This is a genomic window from Parabacteroides sp. (genome assembly GCF_977054455.1).
Map to the genome: position 1 here is coordinate 47,937 of NZ_CDRTCT010000017.1, position 16,424 is coordinate 64,360.

Below are 16,424 nucleotides of genomic sequence, written 5' to 3' on the forward strand. Positions count from 1 at the left end.
TTTAAGCCTCCAATATTTTCGTGAATTCCTCAACTAATCTCGCTACGACAAAAGGTTGTCCCTTTACGCGGTTGAAACGGTACGGATTGAAACCGGCCACTTTACCACGCAGGTAGTTGGCGAACTGTCCGTTGTTCTGTTCGGCAACGACCACCTTCTTGTATTTGCCCAGCACTTCAGCCGTGTTCTTAGGCAACGGGCTGATGAACTTGAAATGAGCCAGAGCGACCTTCTTCCCCTGCTCCTGCATGGTTTCCATTGCTTCGTAGAGGTGTCCGTAGGTTCCGCCCCATCCGACGATCAGCAGGTCGGCATCGGGATCTCCGATCACTTCCAGTTCGGGGATGTAATCGGCAATCTTGTCGATCTTGGCCTGACGGGTGGTAACCATCTTCTGGTGGTTGACCGGGTCGGTCGAGATAGCACTTGTCTCGTAGTCTTTTTCGAGACCTCCCAAACGATGGGCAAAGCCTTCGGTTCCCGGAATAGACCAATAGCGGACCAGGCTTTCCTTGTCACGGCGGTAGGCTTTCCATACCTTTTCGCTCGCATCGTAGTTGGAGACATAATTCGGTTTGATTTCCGGATATTCAGCCAGGTCCGGCAGTTTCCATGCGGAAGAACCGTTGGCGATGAAGGCATCCGTCAACAGGATGACCGGAGTCATGTGTTCGAGCGCCAATTTTCCTGCCCAATAAGCGGCGTCGAAGCAGTCTGTCGGAGTCGAAGCGGCAATCACGACAGCCGGGCTTTCACCGTTACGTCCGTAAAGCGCCTGCATCAGGTCGGTTTGCTCGCTCTTGGTCGGCATACCCGTAGAAGGACCGCCACGCTGCACGTCGATAACGACCAGCGGCAGTTCGGCGATCACGGCCAGACCGATCGCTTCGCTCTTCAACGCCAGACCGGGTCCGGAAGTGGAAGTTGCCGCCAGGCAACCGGCGAAGCTGGCGCCGATGGAAGTACAGATACCGGCAATTTCATCTTCCGCCTGAACAGTGATGACGCCAAGTTCCTTATGTTTCGACAGTTCATGCAAAATATCGGTAGCCGGAGTGATCGGGTAGCTTCCGAGGAACAGCTGCAAGCCGGCCTTTTCGGCAGCGGCGATCAACCCGTAGGAAGTAGCCTTGTTCCCGTTCACGTCGGTATAAAAACCAGGTGCGGCCTTCTTACTCTCGATACGGTAAGTGGAGACCGAAGCATGGATATTGTGCCCGTAGTTGTAACCGTCCGTCAGCGCCTTGATATTGGCCTGCGCGATAGCCGGTTTTTTGGCGAACTTGTTCTGCAACATGTGCATCGCTTCTTCCAACGGACGTTCGAACAGCCAGCAGACCAACCCCAATGCGAACATATTCTTACAACGGAGAGCCGACTTGTTGTCCAAGCCGAATTCAGCCAGGCCGTCTTTCACCATTGTCGAGATAGGAGCCGCCACGACCTGCACGCCGCCGAGCCCGAGTTCCTGGAACGGATCGTCAGTCGTAAACTGCGCCTTCTCCAGATCGCTTTTCTGGAACGAATCCGTATCGATCAAGACGATTGCATTGGATTTCAGGTTTTTCACATTCACTTTCAAAGCAGCGGGGTTCATTGCGACCAACACGTCCGCCTTATCACCGGGAGTAAAGATTTTACGGGACCCCAGATGAACCTGGAAACCTGATACGCCACTAAGTGTTCCTTGAGGAGCACGCACTTCTGCCGGATAATCGGGGAATGTAGAGATCTCATTCCCAAAAATAGCCGACAGATTGGAAAAGATTGTCCCGGTCAGCTGCATACCGTCACCGGAGTCTCCCGAAAAACGGATGACAACCTTTTCCAGAGTTGTTACTTTTGTCTGTTCTGCCATAATATACTTATATTAGCTTAATCGCTTATTGATATTTAAGATCGTCGCAAAGTAAAGAATAAACTTCGCGAGTTCAAAACTTTTAAGGGTTAAAACGCAGAAAGGTATAGATCGATATTATTCGACGATAGACCGAATCTATTGGAAACGTAGTTGTTAACGGGCTTCCCGCAGTACATGTAGACTCCGTTCTTGAATCCCGGATCGCTCTTGATCATCCCCTGCACGGCACCGGCGTCGCCCAGCTGGAAAAGCATCGGGACGAAAATGTTGCTCAAGGCCATCGAAGTGGTACGCGCCACACGGTTGCTGATGTTCTGCCGGCAATAATGCAACACGCCGTACTGTTCGAAAACAGCCGGATCGGACGGACAGAGGCAACAGGTCGTCTCGAAGCAACCTCCCTGGTTGATCCTGAGATCGATGACCAGTGCGCCGCGCTTCATGGTACGGATCATATCTTCGGCGATGATATACCGGTGACGCGTATTGATATAACGCATCGCCCCGATCACCACGTCGGCGCTGCGGAAAGCGTTTTGCAGCACATTCGGATGGAAAGTGGAAGTGAACAAGCCTTGCCCCAACACCTGCTGGATGGTCCGGAGCTTGTTTATATCGTCGTCGAACACTTTCACGGAAGCGCCCAGCGCCATAGCGGCACGGGTGGCGACGGTTCCGGCATTACCGGCCCCGATGATCACGACCTCGGTCGGTGAAACGCCCGGAATACCTCCCAACAAGATGCCTTTCCCGCCTTGCGTATTGCTCAGCAGCTCGGAAGCGATCGTGATGGAAGCGGTTCCTTCGATCTCGGAGATCACGTTCAGCACCGGACAGCGTTGCCTTTCATCCGCCAGCAACTCGTATGCGACGGCCGTAATCCGTTTAGCCATCATCAGCTCGAAGGCTTCATGCGAGAAGGTATTGAACTGGACGGTCGAAAACAGCGTGGTGCGCGGCTTCATCATCATCACCTCGGCGGTAAGCGGCGGCAGGATCTTCAGGATGATGTCCGCCTGATACACTTCGGCCGCCGTCGCCACGATCTCGGCTCCCGCTTCCGAATAATGGTTATCGGAGTAATTGATCCCCAGGCCCGCACCGGCTTCCACCAAGACGCGATGCCCGCGGTCGGTCAGCATGTCGACCGCTTCGGGAGTCAGAGCCAGACGGCGCTCTCCTTCCACCCGTTCACAGGGAATACCTATCAGCAGGCGATTGCTCACCTTGCTGAGTTCTTTCAATAACTCCTGGGGGATATAAGCTCCCTGCCCTTGTCTGTCCATAAACTTAATCGTGTTGCCAGTTCTTGTGATATTTCATGTACATCCTGATCGGTCATCATCTCTTCCGCCTTGAACACAATCGCCGCCTTCGAATAGAAAGGCTCCCTTTTCTCCAGGCTTTCGGCGACGAAGGCTTTCAGTTCGTCGCCTGTACGGCCTTTCAACACCGGGCGGGTGGATTTGCAGAGTTCCAGGCGCTTCGCCAGTTCGTCTACCGAAACCTTGAGGTAAACGGTCTGTCCGGCTTCGTTCATGAACTCCATGTTATCGAAAAAACAGGGAGCGCCGCCTCCGGTCGAGACCAGGACATCTTCAAAAGTAGCGACTTCGCGGAGCATCCTCCGTTCGATATCCCGGAACGCATCTTCCCCTCTCTCGGCAAAAAGCTGGCCGACGGTCCTATGGTAACGGCCTTCTATATAATGGTCCAGATCGATAAACGAGAGTCCCAACTGCCGGGACAGCACCTTTCCCACAGTGGTTTTTCCGGCTCCCATATATCCAATCAGAAATATACGCTTCATATCTATATGATTGTTTCCTGCAAATGTAAACTTTTTCCGTTAAGAAGTCCTGTTTTGTGCCGGATAAATTTTTATCTTTGACCGCATGCTTCTTCGATTACGTGCCCAACGATTTGCCTGTCGACAATTGTCGGCAGGCCTGCCGATGATTGTCGACAAGTCTGCTGACAACTGTCGACAGGTTTGCTGACAATTGTCGACAAGCGATTAGATGCGGGGAAAAACGAACTTATCCGGCAAGCCGGAAGCATTTTCCCGAAGGAGAAGATCGATTTCCTACAAGGGAAGAAGAAGTCGGACAAAGACTTATTTAAACAGAGAGCAATGGCAAGAAACAAATATTATGTAGTATGGAAAGGCATCACTCCGGGCGTATATGACAACTGGAGCGAATGCAAGGCGCAGGTGGACAAGCAGGACGGGGCGAAATACAAGTCGTTCGAAACCGAAGAGGAGGCGGCAAAAGCTTTCGAGAAAGGATACGAGCATTATCTGAAAACCGTTTCTTCCGCCAGAGCGGCTGCGAGCCTGGCACCGAAAGCTCCGGTCGGGAAACCGATCTGGGAAAGCCTTTGCGTAGACGCTGCTTGTAGCGGGAATCCGGGAGACATGGAATACCGGGGCGTTTATCCGCCCACCATGCAAGAGATCTTCCGGATCGGGCCGTTAAAGAAAGGGACGAACAACATCGGCGAATTCCTGGCTTTGGTGCACGGACTCGCCCTGCTGAAGCAGAAAGGAAGCAGCCTGCCGATCTACTCGGACAGCCGGAACGCCATCGGCTGGGTAAAAAAGAAGAAATGCAAGACACTCTTGGAGCGCGTGCCGGAGAACGAGCCGGTCTTCGACCTGATCGAACGGGCGGAGAAGTGGCTCAATACCAACACCTACACGACCTCTATCCTGAAATGGGAAACTTCGGAATGGGGAGAGATCCCGGCGGATTTCGGACGGAAATAAATTGGGCAGGAAAGTATTCTATCCCTTATAACCGGTCGTCTACCCAAGCCGGATCAAGGCAACCTTTCACATCATATACCACACTGTGCTCCTTCGCCAGCGCCGGAATGTCCAGTGACAGGAAATCGGCATGGGCGACCGCCAAGACGACAACGTCGAACTTCTTTTCCGGCAGGGCGGACAGGACTTCCAAACCATATTCGCGCCGTACGTCTTCCGGACGCGCCCAGGGATCATAGATCGTCACGTTGATACCGTAATCACCGAGGTAGCGGACGACATCGCCGACCTTGGAGTTGCGCACGTCGGGGCAGTTTTCCTTGAAGGTAAAGCCCAAAACCAACGCTTCGGCATTCCGTACCGGAACATCTTTCTTGATCATGCACTTCACGACGCGACCGGCGATGTATTCGCCCATCGTATCGTTGATACGGCGTCCGTACAGGATCAATCCCGGATGGAAACCGTAATCCTGCGCCTTGCGGATCAGGTAGTAAGGATCGACTCCTATGCAATGTCCTCCGACCAGGCCGGGCTTGAAAGGCAGGAAGTTCCATTTCGTCCCGGCTGCCGCCAGCACTTCGTTCGTATCGATACCGATCAGATGGAAGATCTTCGACAGTTCGTTCATAAAAGCGATGTTGATATCGCGCTGGGAGTTCTCGATCACTTTGGCAGCCTCCGCCACTTTGATACTGGAAACCGGGAAGGTTCCGGCCTGGATGACCGACCGATACAGGGCATCGACCTTCTCAGCAGCTTCGGGCGTGGAGCCGGATGTCACTTTCATGATCTTCTCTACCGTATGCTCCTTGTCTCCCGGATTAATACGCTCCGGCGAATATCCGGCAAAGAAATCGCAGTTGAAAACCAAACCGGACGTTCTCTCTAAGATAGGGACACATTCGTCTTCCGTTATGCCGGGACAGACGGTCGATTCATAGATCACGATATCGCCTCTGCCCAAGACCTTTCCCACCGTCTCACTCGCCGAATACAAGGGCGTCAGGTCAGGACTATGATGCAAGTCGACCGGCGTAGGAACCGCCACAATATAATAATTGCACCCGCGGAGCTGTTCCGCATCGGACGTACAGAACAACCCCGTCTCGCCTTCTTCCGGCAACCGGGACAGCAGCACGGACTTCAACAATTCGCCCGATACCTCCTGCGTCGCGTCCCGCCCTTCCATCAAGGCAGCCACCCGCTCCCGCTTCACATCATACCCGACCACCGGATAACGCGTCGCAAACAACCGCGCCAACGGCAAACCGACGTACCCGAGGCCGATAATGGCAAGTTTGATATTTTCCATTTAATGCAGAACTTCTTATTTCAGTCACAAAGGTAATTAAAACCAATAAATATTCTATCTTTGCCCTTTCACAGAACATTCATAATTTATCAAAAAGCGACTGTGGATATAGTAAAAGTTGTCATACCTATTTATAAAGCAACGCTATCCAATCTGGAAAGGCGATCATTATTACAAGCCTACAAGGTGTTACAAACATACCCCTTAGTAGTCATAAAACCAGACTCTTTGGACTTGTCGGAACTTGCAAACGAATTTCCATTACTCTCATTCAAGTCATTTAAGAATTCTTATTTCAATGGGATCAGTGGTTATAACCGGCTTATGCTGGCTAAAGAATTCTATGAAAGCTTTTTAGATTGTACCTATATCCTGATCTATCAGTTGGACGCTTATGTATTTCGTGATGAATTGAGAGAATGGTGTAATAAAGGATACGACTATATTGGCGCCCCCTGGTTGCAACGCCCAGTCTATAAACTACCCGTTATTTCCGGAATCATGCATTTGATACATTCTTACCATAAATTCAAAGGAACGCCTTCCAAACAGGATCTGTACGGCAAAATCGGTAACGGTGGCCTATCTCTGAGAAAAGTAGCCAGTCATTATCGGGTGACTTGTGAACAAAAGGAACGAATCGACCACTATCTGGCACAAAAGCGATATCATCTTTACAATGAAGACGTTTTTTGGGCAACGGAAGCAAACGGATTCACATATCCCAAAGTAAAAGATGCGATTCGCTTTTCATTTGACAAATATCCAGGTTATTGCTATCAATTAAACAACCGGCAATTACCTTTCGGCTGCCATTCTTGGTACAAGCCTAATATGAGAAAATTCTGGATTGATTTTATTCCATTCCAATAATATAAACAACCTATTCATTAAAATCATATGAGTATATTCAAAACATTAACATGCAATATCGGCTCTTACTATTATTTCCTTCGAGAAATAATAACCCCATCCCTAATCAGAGATGCCAAAGAGATTCCTATCATCATCAATAATTTTAACCGGCTCACCACCTTACGGCAGTTGACAGAGGCATTGACTACGTGTGGATATACCAATATTTACATTCTGGATAATGCATCCACTTATCCTCCTTTGCTGGAATATTACAAGACCTGTCCATTCACAGTATTCCATCTCAATCAAAACTTAGGCTTTAAAGCTCTTTGGAAATCACCTTTAAAAAAAAGATTTTGCAATGACTATTATATCTATACAGATTCGGATGTAATCCCTGCCGATTATTGTCCTAAAGACTTCATCGACTATTTTTTTAAAGAATTAAAAAAACATCCATTCGCCCGCAAGATCGGTTTTTCTCTACGAATAGACAATATTCCTGATTTTTATGTGCACAAAGAAGAGGTTATCAATTTGGAAAAACGATATTATGTCCAACCACCAAAAGAAGGTCTATACAGAGCACCGATAGATACAACTTTCGCCCTTTATCGTCCTCGTGTCGGATTGAGCAGAAGCCGTTCAGTCGAAGCTTACCGAACGGCGTATCCCTACCAAGCAGAACATTTGCCTTGGTATAGCGACTCTTCAAATCTGTCTGAAGAAGAACAATACTACATTAACCATTGCACACATATCACGGAATGGAGTTCCAAATCAAAATTGGATACTAAAACTCAGTCTTGAACACTTTCAGGAAATACTTTCCGAAAATCAAACTGACGCAGATAATCATCATAAACCCGAATCCGTTTATGACGGTAGGCATTACGTGTCGTTTCTGAAAGTAATTTACAACAACTTAACAGATCATATGCTTTATAGAAAAAAGAAGGAAGGGCAAAACAGTTTCCCCCATTTCTTCGCCAGGCTTTATTGCCAAGGCGAAATGTGTAATTCCTGAAAAAACGATCGCTATATTCTCCCATCAAACGAATTATTTCCAAACTATTCCATCCTCGCTGTGAAGCATATTCACAAGCCACTTCATCCAAAACTTTACGGGATGTTGCCAAACGGGCTAAATTCTTACAAGCGTCAACAACTGAAACATTCTTAAATTTCATCCGATTGACATCCACCAATGCAAACACATATGAACCAGCCTGTTTCCTTACAAGGATATTGCCTGGGGAATAATCCACATGCAATATTTCCGCTTTATGCAATTGTGCCGTAAAACGTGCAAAAGCTAATCTAAGTTCTCGGTCTTCTGCCCTATACACAGCCATATATTCACGAAGTTCTTCCATCCCTTCCATATATAAGGATATATAATAACTATCGGTAAGCAAACCTCCGTGCTTTATTTCGATATATGCTGTAGGATCTGCGACTCCAATTCCACGTTTTTGAACTTCAAGCGAATAGTCAAAAGAGCGTCGTGCTTTCGACTTACGAAAAAAAGAATACACAATCTGATTTATTATATAAGGACGTTTAAATCTCTTTACTATCAGACGATATCCTTGTATATCGTATCTTTTAAGGATATTACGCCCTTGGTATATAGTCTCGCCTTCCTTGAAAAAACATTCAGGAAGATGATAAATAAAATCAGTGAGAAAACTATATTTAGGATTAATTACGACCTTCATCTGCCACATCCGATTTTGTCAGAAACTTAACAGCCTCATCCAAGGCTTTAGTAAAAAAATATCCTACAGACAACAAGTTACTCATCTCAATCACCCGAGATTTCATCTTAAGATAATCATCCGCAGCCAATTTTGCCAGTTTTCCATCCAGTTCTTCCAGAGAATTTATGCAAATACCGATTCCCCGCTCTTTTATAAAAGGAGCCAATGCAGCCTTCTCCCAAATAATAAGCGGCAGATGACAACGGACATACAAAGAGACTTTATGAGGATTATTGTATTGCAGATATTCGCCATAGTTACCAACACATGTCGCATAAGAATCTCCATCCCAAACCAGACCAAAATCACCCTGTACCGAAGAGATCAATTGATCTGCCGGCAAAAAGCCGTTATATGAGAAATATTCTTTATTGAAAATCTTATCAGTTTCGAACCCTTTACCATATACACTCAAGTGCCATTGACGAGGTAAACGATCCAACTCATATAAAAAACGATTTTTATCATATCCTAACGCGCCTGCATAAACAACTGTATAGTCAGTAGCTGGTTCTATTTTGTTTAAGACGATAGCTGGAGACAAATAATCCCAAATCTTCAACTCCCCTTTCGGAACTTCACATCCCTTAGCTTGTAACCAAGCAGACATCGAACCATTTAATGTTATTAAATAATCAGAATGCTGCAGACGATCGATTTCTTGAAGGACTGTCAATCTTTTCCGCCGGAAAGAGCCTAAATCGTGAATCAAGGTTATAACTTTAGCTCCTCGATAATGTGCTATATTACATAATAGCGTATAATATTTTTTCAAAGGATATTGTATAACCAAAATATCACCCGACCTCAAATTAAAACAAACTTTAATCATACTGAGCAAAGTTATGACAAAGCCAAGTATCTTATTCGAGCAAACGATACAAGGCAGCCCGATATTCCGATATCCCAGATCGCACATTATCTGTTCCATATCAGTCTTTGCCTTACTGCCCGCGCTATATAGCTCTTTATAACATTTTGAGAAATAACAGACCCTCATGATATCGTAGTTTTCTCTTTCTATTTTATTGATGCCTTTACCTTTTCAACAATCCTCTCCGGTGTTATTTGCGTCATGCACGCCCAATCACCACGCAAACATGGTTTTTGCCCGAATACGGAACAAGGACGGCAGGGTAAATTTTCCTGAATAACATCACCGGAGTCTTGATGATAACCATAAAAACCGGCATACGGATGCGTCGCTCCCCAAATCGAAATCACCCGCGTACCTACCAAAGAGGCAAAATGCATATTGGCTGAATCCATACACAATAGCACATCCAATTGGCTGATTAATGCCAACTCATTATCCAAAGCATATTTGCCTACAACACTTTTAACACGTGGATATTGAAACTCCCATTGTTCAAGGACTGCCTCTTCATATCCTCGCCCTCCGAACAAGAAAACCGTATAATCTTCACATTCCGACAAACGGGCAACGACTTGTTCCATATCGTCTACCGGATAAATTTTACCCCGGTGCTTAGCGAATGGTGCAACGCCGATCCATTTACCTTTTTTAATTCCGGCAATGGATTCCATTCCTGATAAGTCGGCAGGAGTTTTTTCGTAAAGGGATGTAAATGATTCCGTATAGTTCAACCCGGCAGCTCGGAACACATCAGCATAACGGGCTATAACCGGACGAAGAGGATGAAGTTTTTTGTTTTTGATTGCAGTCAGTTGTTTACGCTCTTTCCGCGCTTTATCCAGCACAAACACACGTCTACCGTTCAATCTGAAAAAAGTACAAATAATTATCGAACGGAGCACATTGTGCAAATCTAAGATAATATCAAAATCATACTTCACCAATGCCGAAGTAAACTTCAACAGTCCGACAAGCCCTTTTTCAGCTCCTTTTGTATTAATACCGATCACCTCTACATTAGACGGGCGATTCATAAACAACGGCATCAGAAAAGCTTGGGTCAGAACAGTAAAGGAATCTTCCGGATTAGCTTTGGCCGCAGAATAAATGACAGGCACTGTCATAGCGACATCGCCTATAGCCGAGAGCCGTATTACTAATACCTTTGTCATTATTTTTTACCGTACAATACTGGGTTCAAGGCCGGATCATTATACATCTTCATTTGCTTGTACACTTTCATATATTTACGTCCGGCTCCGATATCTGTCAATAACTGATCCAATGCCGTGCATAAATCCATTTTTTGCTCCAAAAGCACACGTAGCTTCTCTTTGCATTTACCATTATGTTCAGGAGTTGTATCCGGACGATCAACTTCCTGCTGCATATGATAAATCTTCAGGATCAAGATAGACAGACGATCCACCGCCCATGCCGGACTCTCTGTGTTGATCGTCGCATTTGGCAAGACCTTCACTTTTTTATACTGATCTAAAAAGAAACTGTCAATCAATTCAACCAAATCCGTACGATCCTGATTGGATTTATCGATGCGCCTTTTAATCATTAAAGCTTCAGCCGGGTCAATTGACGGATTGCGAATAATATCTTCCATATGCCACTGAACAGCATCAATCCAGTTTTTCAAATACAGATAAAACTCTATGCTTTTTACCTCATAAGGATTATGAACCATAGTGTCTATATGATCGGTAATATGATATGCTTCCGTAGCCTGTTCAAATACCCGGCAACACTTTTCACTGAAACTCATACGCTTTATTTTTCTTTGTCAATACTTCTATTGTACAAAGATAGCAAGTTTTTTTATCCTTTCAGCATATAGCCTTTTTTTGTCAGGGAAACGATGCCTGTCGAGGGGTCGTTATGCAAGGCTTTGCGGAGGTAGGTGATCTGCACGTTTAATGCCAAGGAGTTGGCGTAAGAGGCATTTCCCCATACGGCGGAAAGGATGATCTCGCGGTCGATCGCGACATTCGGATTACGGGCGAGGATGCGAAGAATTTCAGCCTGACGGGAGGTGATCAGCGTCTTGCTGTTGCCCGTACGGATTTCATTTGTGGAATAGTCGAAGACGGTATTGGCAAAATGATAGATTTCCTCTTCGACAGCCACTTCGGGATCGGCTTCGAAACGTTCCCGGATTCGTGCTAACAGTTCTTCCGGATAGAAGGGTTTGGCAAGATAGTCATTCCCCTTGAGGCTGAAACCTTTCAGGCGGTCGGTTTTGTCCGAACGGTCGGAGAGGAAAAAGATCAGGACATGGCGGTCGGTTTCCCGTATCTTTTCAGCCACTTCAAAACCGTTCAACCCCGGCATATTGATATCCAAAAGGACAAGATCGGGCTTAACAGCCGGAAACTGTTCAAGGGCCATCGTCCCGTTTCCGGTATAAGTCACGTCGTAGCCTTCTTTCTCCAGGAAACGTTTCAGAAGAAGGGAATATTTCAGGTCGTCGTCAGCAAAAAGTATTTTCAAAGGTGTCGCCATATCGTTTTATATCGGTAATCCAACTGTCACTTCCGTTCCCTTTCCCACTTCACTGCGAAGCGAGACTTGCCCGTGATGGGCTTCGGCTATTTGTCGCACATAACTCAATCCCAGTCCCAGGCCGGGAATTTGCTTATCCGGCAAATGGGCGGAACGATAGAATTTCTCGAATACTTTCGTCTGTTCGTCGGCAGAAATGCCAACGCCATTATCAGTTACGGTCAGTTCTATCAGCCTGTCATTCCGGATCACGACCACGCGGATATTGACTTCGGGGCCGGAATATTTGATCGCATTCTCTATCAGGTTACTCAGGATATTGGCAATATGCACCGGATCAGCCGTAACCTGTGGAAGATCAGGCGGGAAAGCTGTAGAAAAAGCGACCTGTTTCCCGGATGGGATATGAACCAGACGGATCACCTTCTCAACCAATTCCTGTAAATTGAACGGGACGGGATGCAGCAACGTCGCACTACCGTCGGCGCTCACCATATTTTTCAGTTTTCCCAGATAAGCGGAAAGGTTATCCAGTTCGAACAGGGCGTCCTGAACGACGCCGTCGCAGGCAACCTCATCCGTGCGCATCTGCTTGTCGTCCAAGAAGGAAACACACATTTTCAAGGTTTGCACCGGACGTCTCAATTCGTGGATCATCGTATGGACAAAGCTTTCACGCAGTTCGCCGAGCTTATGCTGTTTAAGTATCGTATCGATTTGCAACCCCAGGCAGGAAAGCAGCAACAAGATCAGGAACAGGCTTAAGGCCAGTTGCCCCACCATCCGCTTCAGGAGAGGGTTTACCGGAAAACCGACTTCTATCATCACCCCTTTCCGATCCAACGGGGCATACCGGTATTTGACTCCCAGGCAAGGCGGAAACAGATGTTCCGGCAAAATCTCCCAGGAATTGAAACGGCTCAACGTATCTCCTTCCGGCAAAAAAGCAACCCGGAAATCGTATTGCGGCAAACGTGCCCGGAGCACACTATCCAGCCGTTCCACCCGGAAAGGGATATAGTAATTAACGACATTTCGTTCTACGCCATGAATAATGCTGTCTTCCGGTAAGGTAGCATCAAATGAGAGGTTTAATTTTGTCATATCTACCTGACCTTTAATTATTGAATCGATCAGGATATCCGTTTTAAAATCAAAACAAAGTTGCGTTTGCACATTCCGGACAATAGAGGATCCGGATTTAGTATGCGAACTGCGATCTATTATATAAGAAGTTTCATTCCCTATCGCCATCTTCCTGCGTTCGGCAAACTCTTCGTCTCCGGCACGTAACACATCGGCGGCAATTTCACCGGCATACCGCTCTACTTCATAACGATACTGATTATAGAGCCAATAGGCTTGCACGCTTATTGCCATCAAAGCCGAAAATAACGATAATATATAAATCAGTTTGATCCGCTTTTCCATCTGCTTCCGGTATTCTTTCCGGCAAAGGTAAAGAGCAGCCCGATAAGTTCCGTACGAAAACGGATCTTTTTGGGGCTGCGTAATATTTTAGTAATAATCAGGAAAAGAAATCAAGTTTCACGTAATAGATAAACTTGCCTACAACATAGCCTAAACGATAGATCATTGCCAGTGAGACTAAGCATAATAGAATATTTATGCAATTCCGATATCTCTTGTCCGCGCAATAACGCGTAATCAGTCGGTGTAATTTTGATTCCATACTATAATATGTTTAATAAGTTCCTTTGATAATGGTAGCGCTAAAAGATTCATTGCCGTCTATAATCTTATCATTGTCATTAAAAGAGCGGAGCTTCCAGAAATAGTAACAATCGCCACTGCTACACAAAACACAATATATGCCAATAAAGTAGATCATACTATTTCCTGTACAAAAGCCATGTATCATCGGAAATAATCCCAATACAAAGAATGGCAATAGCAAAGCTATACGATAGTATTTCAAAGCCAGAGGCTTTGTCAGAAGAAAACCCCACGATTTCCAATCCATATTCCAACGTAACGCCCGGAAATCTCTTCCGGAAAAACAATATAACGCTATATATTGAAGTAATATATATCCTAAAAGGCAAAGAATCATATTCATTCCCCCCCTTAAAGTGAATGCTTCAAACCTTACGGCATGCCCCAATTCATACTCCGAGCGGTAGCTTGAAACTTCGCCCCAAATATAATTATATAATAAAGCACTCACAATCACGAGAATAAACATTGACAAAAAAATGATTCCCGTTATCCGCCCGGTACTAACTTTCACCTCCACCCCTTCTGGACGTGCATATTCTCCTACATTTCTTTCTTTTGTTTCCATATCGTATTTGTTTTTCGATTTCTACACTGCAAAGATATGGGTAACGAATGAGACGGAAGGTTATCCCAACGTTATCTTTAGGTTAAGATAGGAAATAGAAGATGCAGGATATAATGGAATGCCTATATTTGCCGGCATAATTTAAGAAGCTATGACGAAATCATTCTATATCATTTTGACGGCAGTAGCCGTTTTTATCGTCCTTTTCCTGATGGGGCAATGGATCGGGAGAAGCTATTCCCTGACAAAAGATCTGCTGGCACGGCAGGTATATGAAGCTTTTTGCCATGCAACGGAACGGTATGATGCAGACCAGACAAACGTATTTCCGGCCCTGTTCAGAGAGGAACTCAACAAGAAAGACCTCAATAAACTGATGTTCCGCATAGACACGGTTTCCCTCAGCGACCCGAAAACAGTTCTAAGAAAGGACATCCGGTACTTCTCCGACTACGAACAACTGCTCAACGAGCGTCATACATTTGCATATCCGATCGACGACACGCAAGGCATCCGGGCTCATATCATCAATCCACGCGCAGGCTCCATCGGCAGGCTGCTATATTACTTTTTCGGAACAGCCATCGCATTGGTCATCCTGCTGATCGGAATCCAGAAACAGACCGATATCATCAAGCGGCAGGACGAGATCGCCCGAATGCGGGAAGACTTCTCCTATGCCATGATCCACGATATGAAAAACCCGCTCAGTACCATCCTGACGGGTACTCGCATCCTCCGGAGCGGGAAACTGGATAAAATGCCGGATAAAAAAGATAAATTCTTCGATATATTAGAAGAGGAAGCAGAGCACCTGATGGCATTGGCCAACAAAGTGCTGACCATTTCCAAGTTGGAGCACGGACAACTCCTGTTAGAAAAAGACTGGATTCCCATCCGCCCGATGATAGAAGAACTGACCCGGATGTTTTCCGCCAAAACAAACAAACCTGTGACGTTTAAGTTGAACCTGGAAAAGGAAGAGATATTTGCAGACGAAGAGTATCTGAAAGAAGCTGTCAGCAACCTGATAGACAATGCCATCAAATACTCGAAAGAGACAGTCGAAATACAAATCGCTTCCTGCACGTACAATAAATTCATACAAATCAAGGTAAGGGATAACGGAATCGGCATCTCACTTTCCGAACAAAACCATATCTTTGACAAGTTCGAACGCGCCTCCGCCAGCCGTCGCAGTGCGGCAAACGGTGTTACCGGGTTCGGACTGGGGCTGAACTATGTGATGAACGCCGCCCGCTCGCACGGCGGTTATGTCAGCGTCGAGAGCAAGGAAGGAAAATACAGCGAGTTCACAATCTCATTGCCTTTACCAACAGAAAACGAAATAACAGTATGATCAGATTATTATTAGTAGAAGACGATGCAAACCTGAGTTATATGATTCAGGCTGCTTTGGAAGATATGATCGGCGATTACGAAGTGACTATCGCCAACAACGGGCAAGAAGGCTTGGAAGCATACCGGCAGGATAAACCGGATGTGATCGTTGCGGACATCGAAATGCCGGTCATGGACGGTTACGAAATGGTACGCCGCATCCGGGAGACAGACCGTGAGATTCCGATCCTCTTCTCTTCCGCCCGCGTATCTCCCAAAGACGTCGTGAAAGGTTACGAATTAGGAGTCAACAATTATGTCAAGAAACCGTTCCTGCCCGAAGAACTGGATGCGCACGTCCGTGCTTTGCTCCGCATGACACAGGGAATAACAGAAAAAAACACTCAACAGACTTTTACCGTAGGCGGTTACACCTTAGAGCCAGCGCAGGCAAGACTGCGTCATATTTCCGGCAGCGCCCAGCTGCTTACCCCACGTGAAGCGGGGATTCTGGAACTTCTGTTCCGCAAGCCGGGAGAAGTGATCCGCCGGGAAGTGATCCTCGACAAGTTCTGGAACACGGAAGGCGATTACTTTGCTTCCCGTAGCCTGGATGTATTCGTCACCAAGTTGCGTAAGTTGATTTCCATGGATGAAGCCGTCAGTATTAAAACGGTAAAAGGGATCGGTCTTATGATTACTACGGCCTGACAAGGCTCACCCTTTTAACATTTTTTCTATGGCAGGGTCATATCAGAGGGGATATGACGGGTATCATCCCCCCGGATATGACAAGTGCTATCACCTCGGATATGAGGGG

16 protein-coding genes are annotated in these 16,424 nt (G+C 46.4%); 5 read left to right on the forward strand and 11 right to left on the reverse strand.

Translation table 11 applies throughout. From position 1 onward, the window contains the following. Position 1 precedes the first annotated feature (1 nt). The 3 genes from ACW6QF_RS10070 to ACW6QF_RS10080 form a co-directional block, all read right to left on the reverse strand. Entirely contained in the window at positions 2 to 1,858 is a 1,857-nt protein-coding gene (locus ACW6QF_RS10070; RefSeq protein WP_456087713.1) for a 2-oxoacid:acceptor oxidoreductase subunit alpha, read from the reverse strand. Positions 1,859 to 1,947: 89 nt separating this feature from the next. Next, positions 1,948 to 3,147: an alanine dehydrogenase gene (locus tag ACW6QF_RS10075; RefSeq protein ID WP_456087714.1), complete on the reverse strand. Its 1,200-nt coding sequence runs from the start codon at positions 3,145 to 3,147 to the stop codon at positions 1,948 to 1,950. After that, positions 3,102 to 3,671: a shikimate kinase gene (locus ACW6QF_RS10080; RefSeq protein WP_456087715.1), complete on the reverse strand. Its 570-nt coding sequence runs from the start codon at positions 3,669 to 3,671 to the stop codon at positions 3,102 to 3,104. Before ACW6QF_RS10080 ends, ACW6QF_RS10075 begins: the two co-directional genes overlap by 46 nt. Before the next feature lie 324 nt (positions 3,672 to 3,995). Here ACW6QF_RS10080 and ACW6QF_RS10085 point away from each other — a divergent pair, with 324 nt between their 5' ends. Next, on the forward strand, positions 3,996 to 4,631 hold the full coding sequence (locus ACW6QF_RS10085) for a ribonuclease H1 domain-containing protein (RefSeq protein WP_456087758.1): 636 nt from the start codon (positions 3,996 to 3,998) through the stop codon (positions 4,629 to 4,631). 25 nt (positions 4,632 to 4,656) lie between these two features. Here the strand turns inward: ACW6QF_RS10085 and ACW6QF_RS10090 are convergent, their stop codons facing one another. After that, positions 4,657 to 5,946 carry a nucleotide sugar dehydrogenase gene (locus tag ACW6QF_RS10090; RefSeq protein WP_456087716.1) on the reverse strand — a complete coding sequence of 430 codons (1,290 nt, stop codon included), beginning with the start codon at positions 5,944 to 5,946 and terminating at the stop codon, positions 4,657 to 4,659. 102 nt (positions 5,947 to 6,048) lie between these two features. On the opposite strand from ACW6QF_RS10090, the gene ACW6QF_RS10095 reads away from it, so the two are divergent. Further along, complete coding sequence (locus ACW6QF_RS10095) at positions 6,049 to 6,819, forward strand: DUF5672 family protein (RefSeq protein WP_456087717.1); 771 nt, start codon at positions 6,049 to 6,051, stop codon at positions 6,817 to 6,819. Between the two features lie 27 nt (positions 6,820 to 6,846). After that, positions 6,847 to 7,614 carry a glycosyltransferase family 2 protein gene (locus ACW6QF_RS10100; protein ID WP_456087718.1) on the forward strand — a complete coding sequence of 256 codons (768 nt, stop codon included), beginning with the start codon at positions 6,847 to 6,849 and terminating at the stop codon, positions 7,612 to 7,614. Here ACW6QF_RS10100 and ACW6QF_RS10105 read toward each other — a convergent pair. The 7 genes from ACW6QF_RS10105 to ACW6QF_RS10135 form a co-directional block, all read right to left on the reverse strand. Beyond that, positions 7,605 to 8,525, reverse strand: coding sequence for a lipopolysaccharide kinase InaA family protein (locus tag ACW6QF_RS10105; RefSeq protein ID WP_456087719.1), 921 nt, complete (start codon positions 8,523 to 8,525; stop codon positions 7,605 to 7,607). The two genes, ACW6QF_RS10100 and ACW6QF_RS10105, sit on opposite strands and share 10 nt — an antisense overlap. After that, positions 8,509 to 9,498, reverse strand: a complete 990-nt coding sequence (locus ACW6QF_RS10110) for a galactofuranosyltransferase (protein WP_456087720.1) — start codon at positions 9,496 to 9,498, stop codon at positions 8,509 to 8,511. The genes ACW6QF_RS10105 and ACW6QF_RS10110 overlap by 17 nt, the downstream gene beginning before the upstream one ends. Positions 9,499 to 9,587: 89 nt before the next feature. Further along, a complete protein-coding gene (locus ACW6QF_RS10115) occupies positions 9,588 to 10,616 on the reverse strand; it encodes a glycosyltransferase family 9 protein (protein WP_456087721.1) in 1,029 nt (342 codons plus the stop codon). Beyond that, positions 10,616 to 11,221: a DUF4254 domain-containing protein gene (locus ACW6QF_RS10120; RefSeq protein WP_456087722.1), complete on the reverse strand. Its 606-nt coding sequence runs from the start codon at positions 11,219 to 11,221 to the stop codon at positions 10,616 to 10,618. Before ACW6QF_RS10120 ends, ACW6QF_RS10115 begins: the two co-directional genes overlap by 1 nt. Positions 11,222 to 11,274: 53 nt before the next feature. Then, complete coding sequence (locus tag ACW6QF_RS10125) at positions 11,275 to 11,958, reverse strand: response regulator transcription factor (protein WP_298553994.1); 684 nt, start codon at positions 11,956 to 11,958, stop codon at positions 11,275 to 11,277. A 6-nt stretch (positions 11,959 to 11,964) separates the two neighbouring features. Further along, positions 11,965 to 13,389 carry a sensor histidine kinase gene (locus ACW6QF_RS10130; protein ID WP_298553991.1) on the reverse strand — a complete coding sequence of 475 codons (1,425 nt, stop codon included), beginning with the start codon at positions 13,387 to 13,389 and terminating at the stop codon, positions 11,965 to 11,967. A 274-nt stretch (positions 13,390 to 13,663) separates the two neighbouring features. After that, positions 13,664 to 14,263 carry a DUF3267 domain-containing protein gene (locus tag ACW6QF_RS10135; RefSeq protein ID WP_298553988.1) on the reverse strand — a complete coding sequence of 200 codons (600 nt, stop codon included), beginning with the start codon at positions 14,261 to 14,263 and terminating at the stop codon, positions 13,664 to 13,666. A gap of 151 nt (positions 14,264 to 14,414) precedes the next feature. Here ACW6QF_RS10135 and ACW6QF_RS10140 point away from each other — a divergent pair, with 151 nt between their 5' ends. Both ACW6QF_RS10140 and ACW6QF_RS10145 read left to right on the forward strand, forming a co-directional pair. Then, on the forward strand, positions 14,415 to 15,623 hold the full coding sequence (locus tag ACW6QF_RS10140; protein WP_456087723.1) for a sensor histidine kinase: 1,209 nt from the start codon (positions 14,415 to 14,417) through the stop codon (positions 15,621 to 15,623). Beyond that, positions 15,620 to 16,315 (forward strand): response regulator transcription factor, encoded by a 696-nt coding sequence (locus tag ACW6QF_RS10145; protein WP_298553983.1) that lies wholly within the window; start codon positions 15,620 to 15,622, stop codon positions 16,313 to 16,315. The genes ACW6QF_RS10140 and ACW6QF_RS10145 overlap by 4 nt, the downstream gene beginning before the upstream one ends. Positions 16,316 to 16,424: the final 109 nt, after the last annotated feature.

What these genes read in the sequence shown, in the direction of transcription:
- ACW6QF_RS10070 (WP_456087713.1), bottom strand. Translation starts at nt 1,858, where the DNA reads ATGGCAGAACAGACAAAAGTAACAACTCTGGAAAAGGTTGTCATCCGT.
- ACW6QF_RS10075 (WP_456087714.1), bottom strand. Translation starts at nt 3,147, where the DNA reads ATGGACAGACAAGGGCAGGGAGCTTATATCCCCCAGGAGTTATTGAAA.
- ACW6QF_RS10080 (WP_456087715.1), bottom strand. Translation starts at nt 3,671, where the DNA reads ATGAAGCGTATATTTCTGATTGGATATATGGGAGCCGGAAAAACCACT.
- ACW6QF_RS10085 (WP_456087758.1), top strand. Translation starts at nt 3,996, where the DNA reads ATGGCAAGAAACAAATATTATGTAGTATGGAAAGGCATCACTCCGGGC.
- ACW6QF_RS10090 (WP_456087716.1), bottom strand. Translation starts at nt 5,946, where the DNA reads ATGGAAAATATCAAACTTGCCATTATCGGCCTCGGGTACGTCGGTTTG.
- ACW6QF_RS10100 (WP_456087718.1), top strand. Translation starts at nt 6,847, where the DNA reads ATGAGTATATTCAAAACATTAACATGCAATATCGGCTCTTACTATTAT.
- ACW6QF_RS10105 (WP_456087719.1), bottom strand. Translation starts at nt 8,525, where the DNA reads ATGAAGGTCGTAATTAATCCTAAATATAGTTTTCTCACTGATTTTATT.
- ACW6QF_RS10110 (WP_456087720.1), bottom strand. Translation starts at nt 9,498, where the DNA reads ATGGAACAGATAATGTGCGATCTGGGATATCGGAATATCGGGCTGCCT.
- ACW6QF_RS10115 (WP_456087721.1), bottom strand. Translation starts at nt 10,616, where the DNA reads ATGACAAAGGTATTAGTAATACGGCTCTCGGCTATAGGCGATGTCGCT.
- ACW6QF_RS10120 (WP_456087722.1), bottom strand. Translation starts at nt 11,221, where the DNA reads ATGAGTTTCAGTGAAAAGTGTTGCCGGGTATTTGAACAGGCTACGGAA.
- ACW6QF_RS10125 (WP_298553994.1), bottom strand. Translation starts at nt 11,958, where the DNA reads ATGGCGACACCTTTGAAAATACTTTTTGCTGACGACGACCTGAAATAT.
- ACW6QF_RS10130 (WP_298553991.1), bottom strand. Translation starts at nt 13,389, where the DNA reads ATGGAAAAGCGGATCAAACTGATTTATATATTATCGTTATTTTCGGCT.
- ACW6QF_RS10135 (WP_298553988.1), bottom strand. Translation starts at nt 14,263, where the DNA reads ATGGAAACAAAAGAAAGAAATGTAGGAGAATATGCACGTCCAGAAGGG.
- ACW6QF_RS10140 (WP_456087723.1), top strand. Translation starts at nt 14,415, where the DNA reads ATGACGAAATCATTCTATATCATTTTGACGGCAGTAGCCGTTTTTATC.
- ACW6QF_RS10145 (WP_298553983.1), top strand. Translation starts at nt 15,620, where the DNA reads ATGATCAGATTATTATTAGTAGAAGACGATGCAAACCTGAGTTATATG.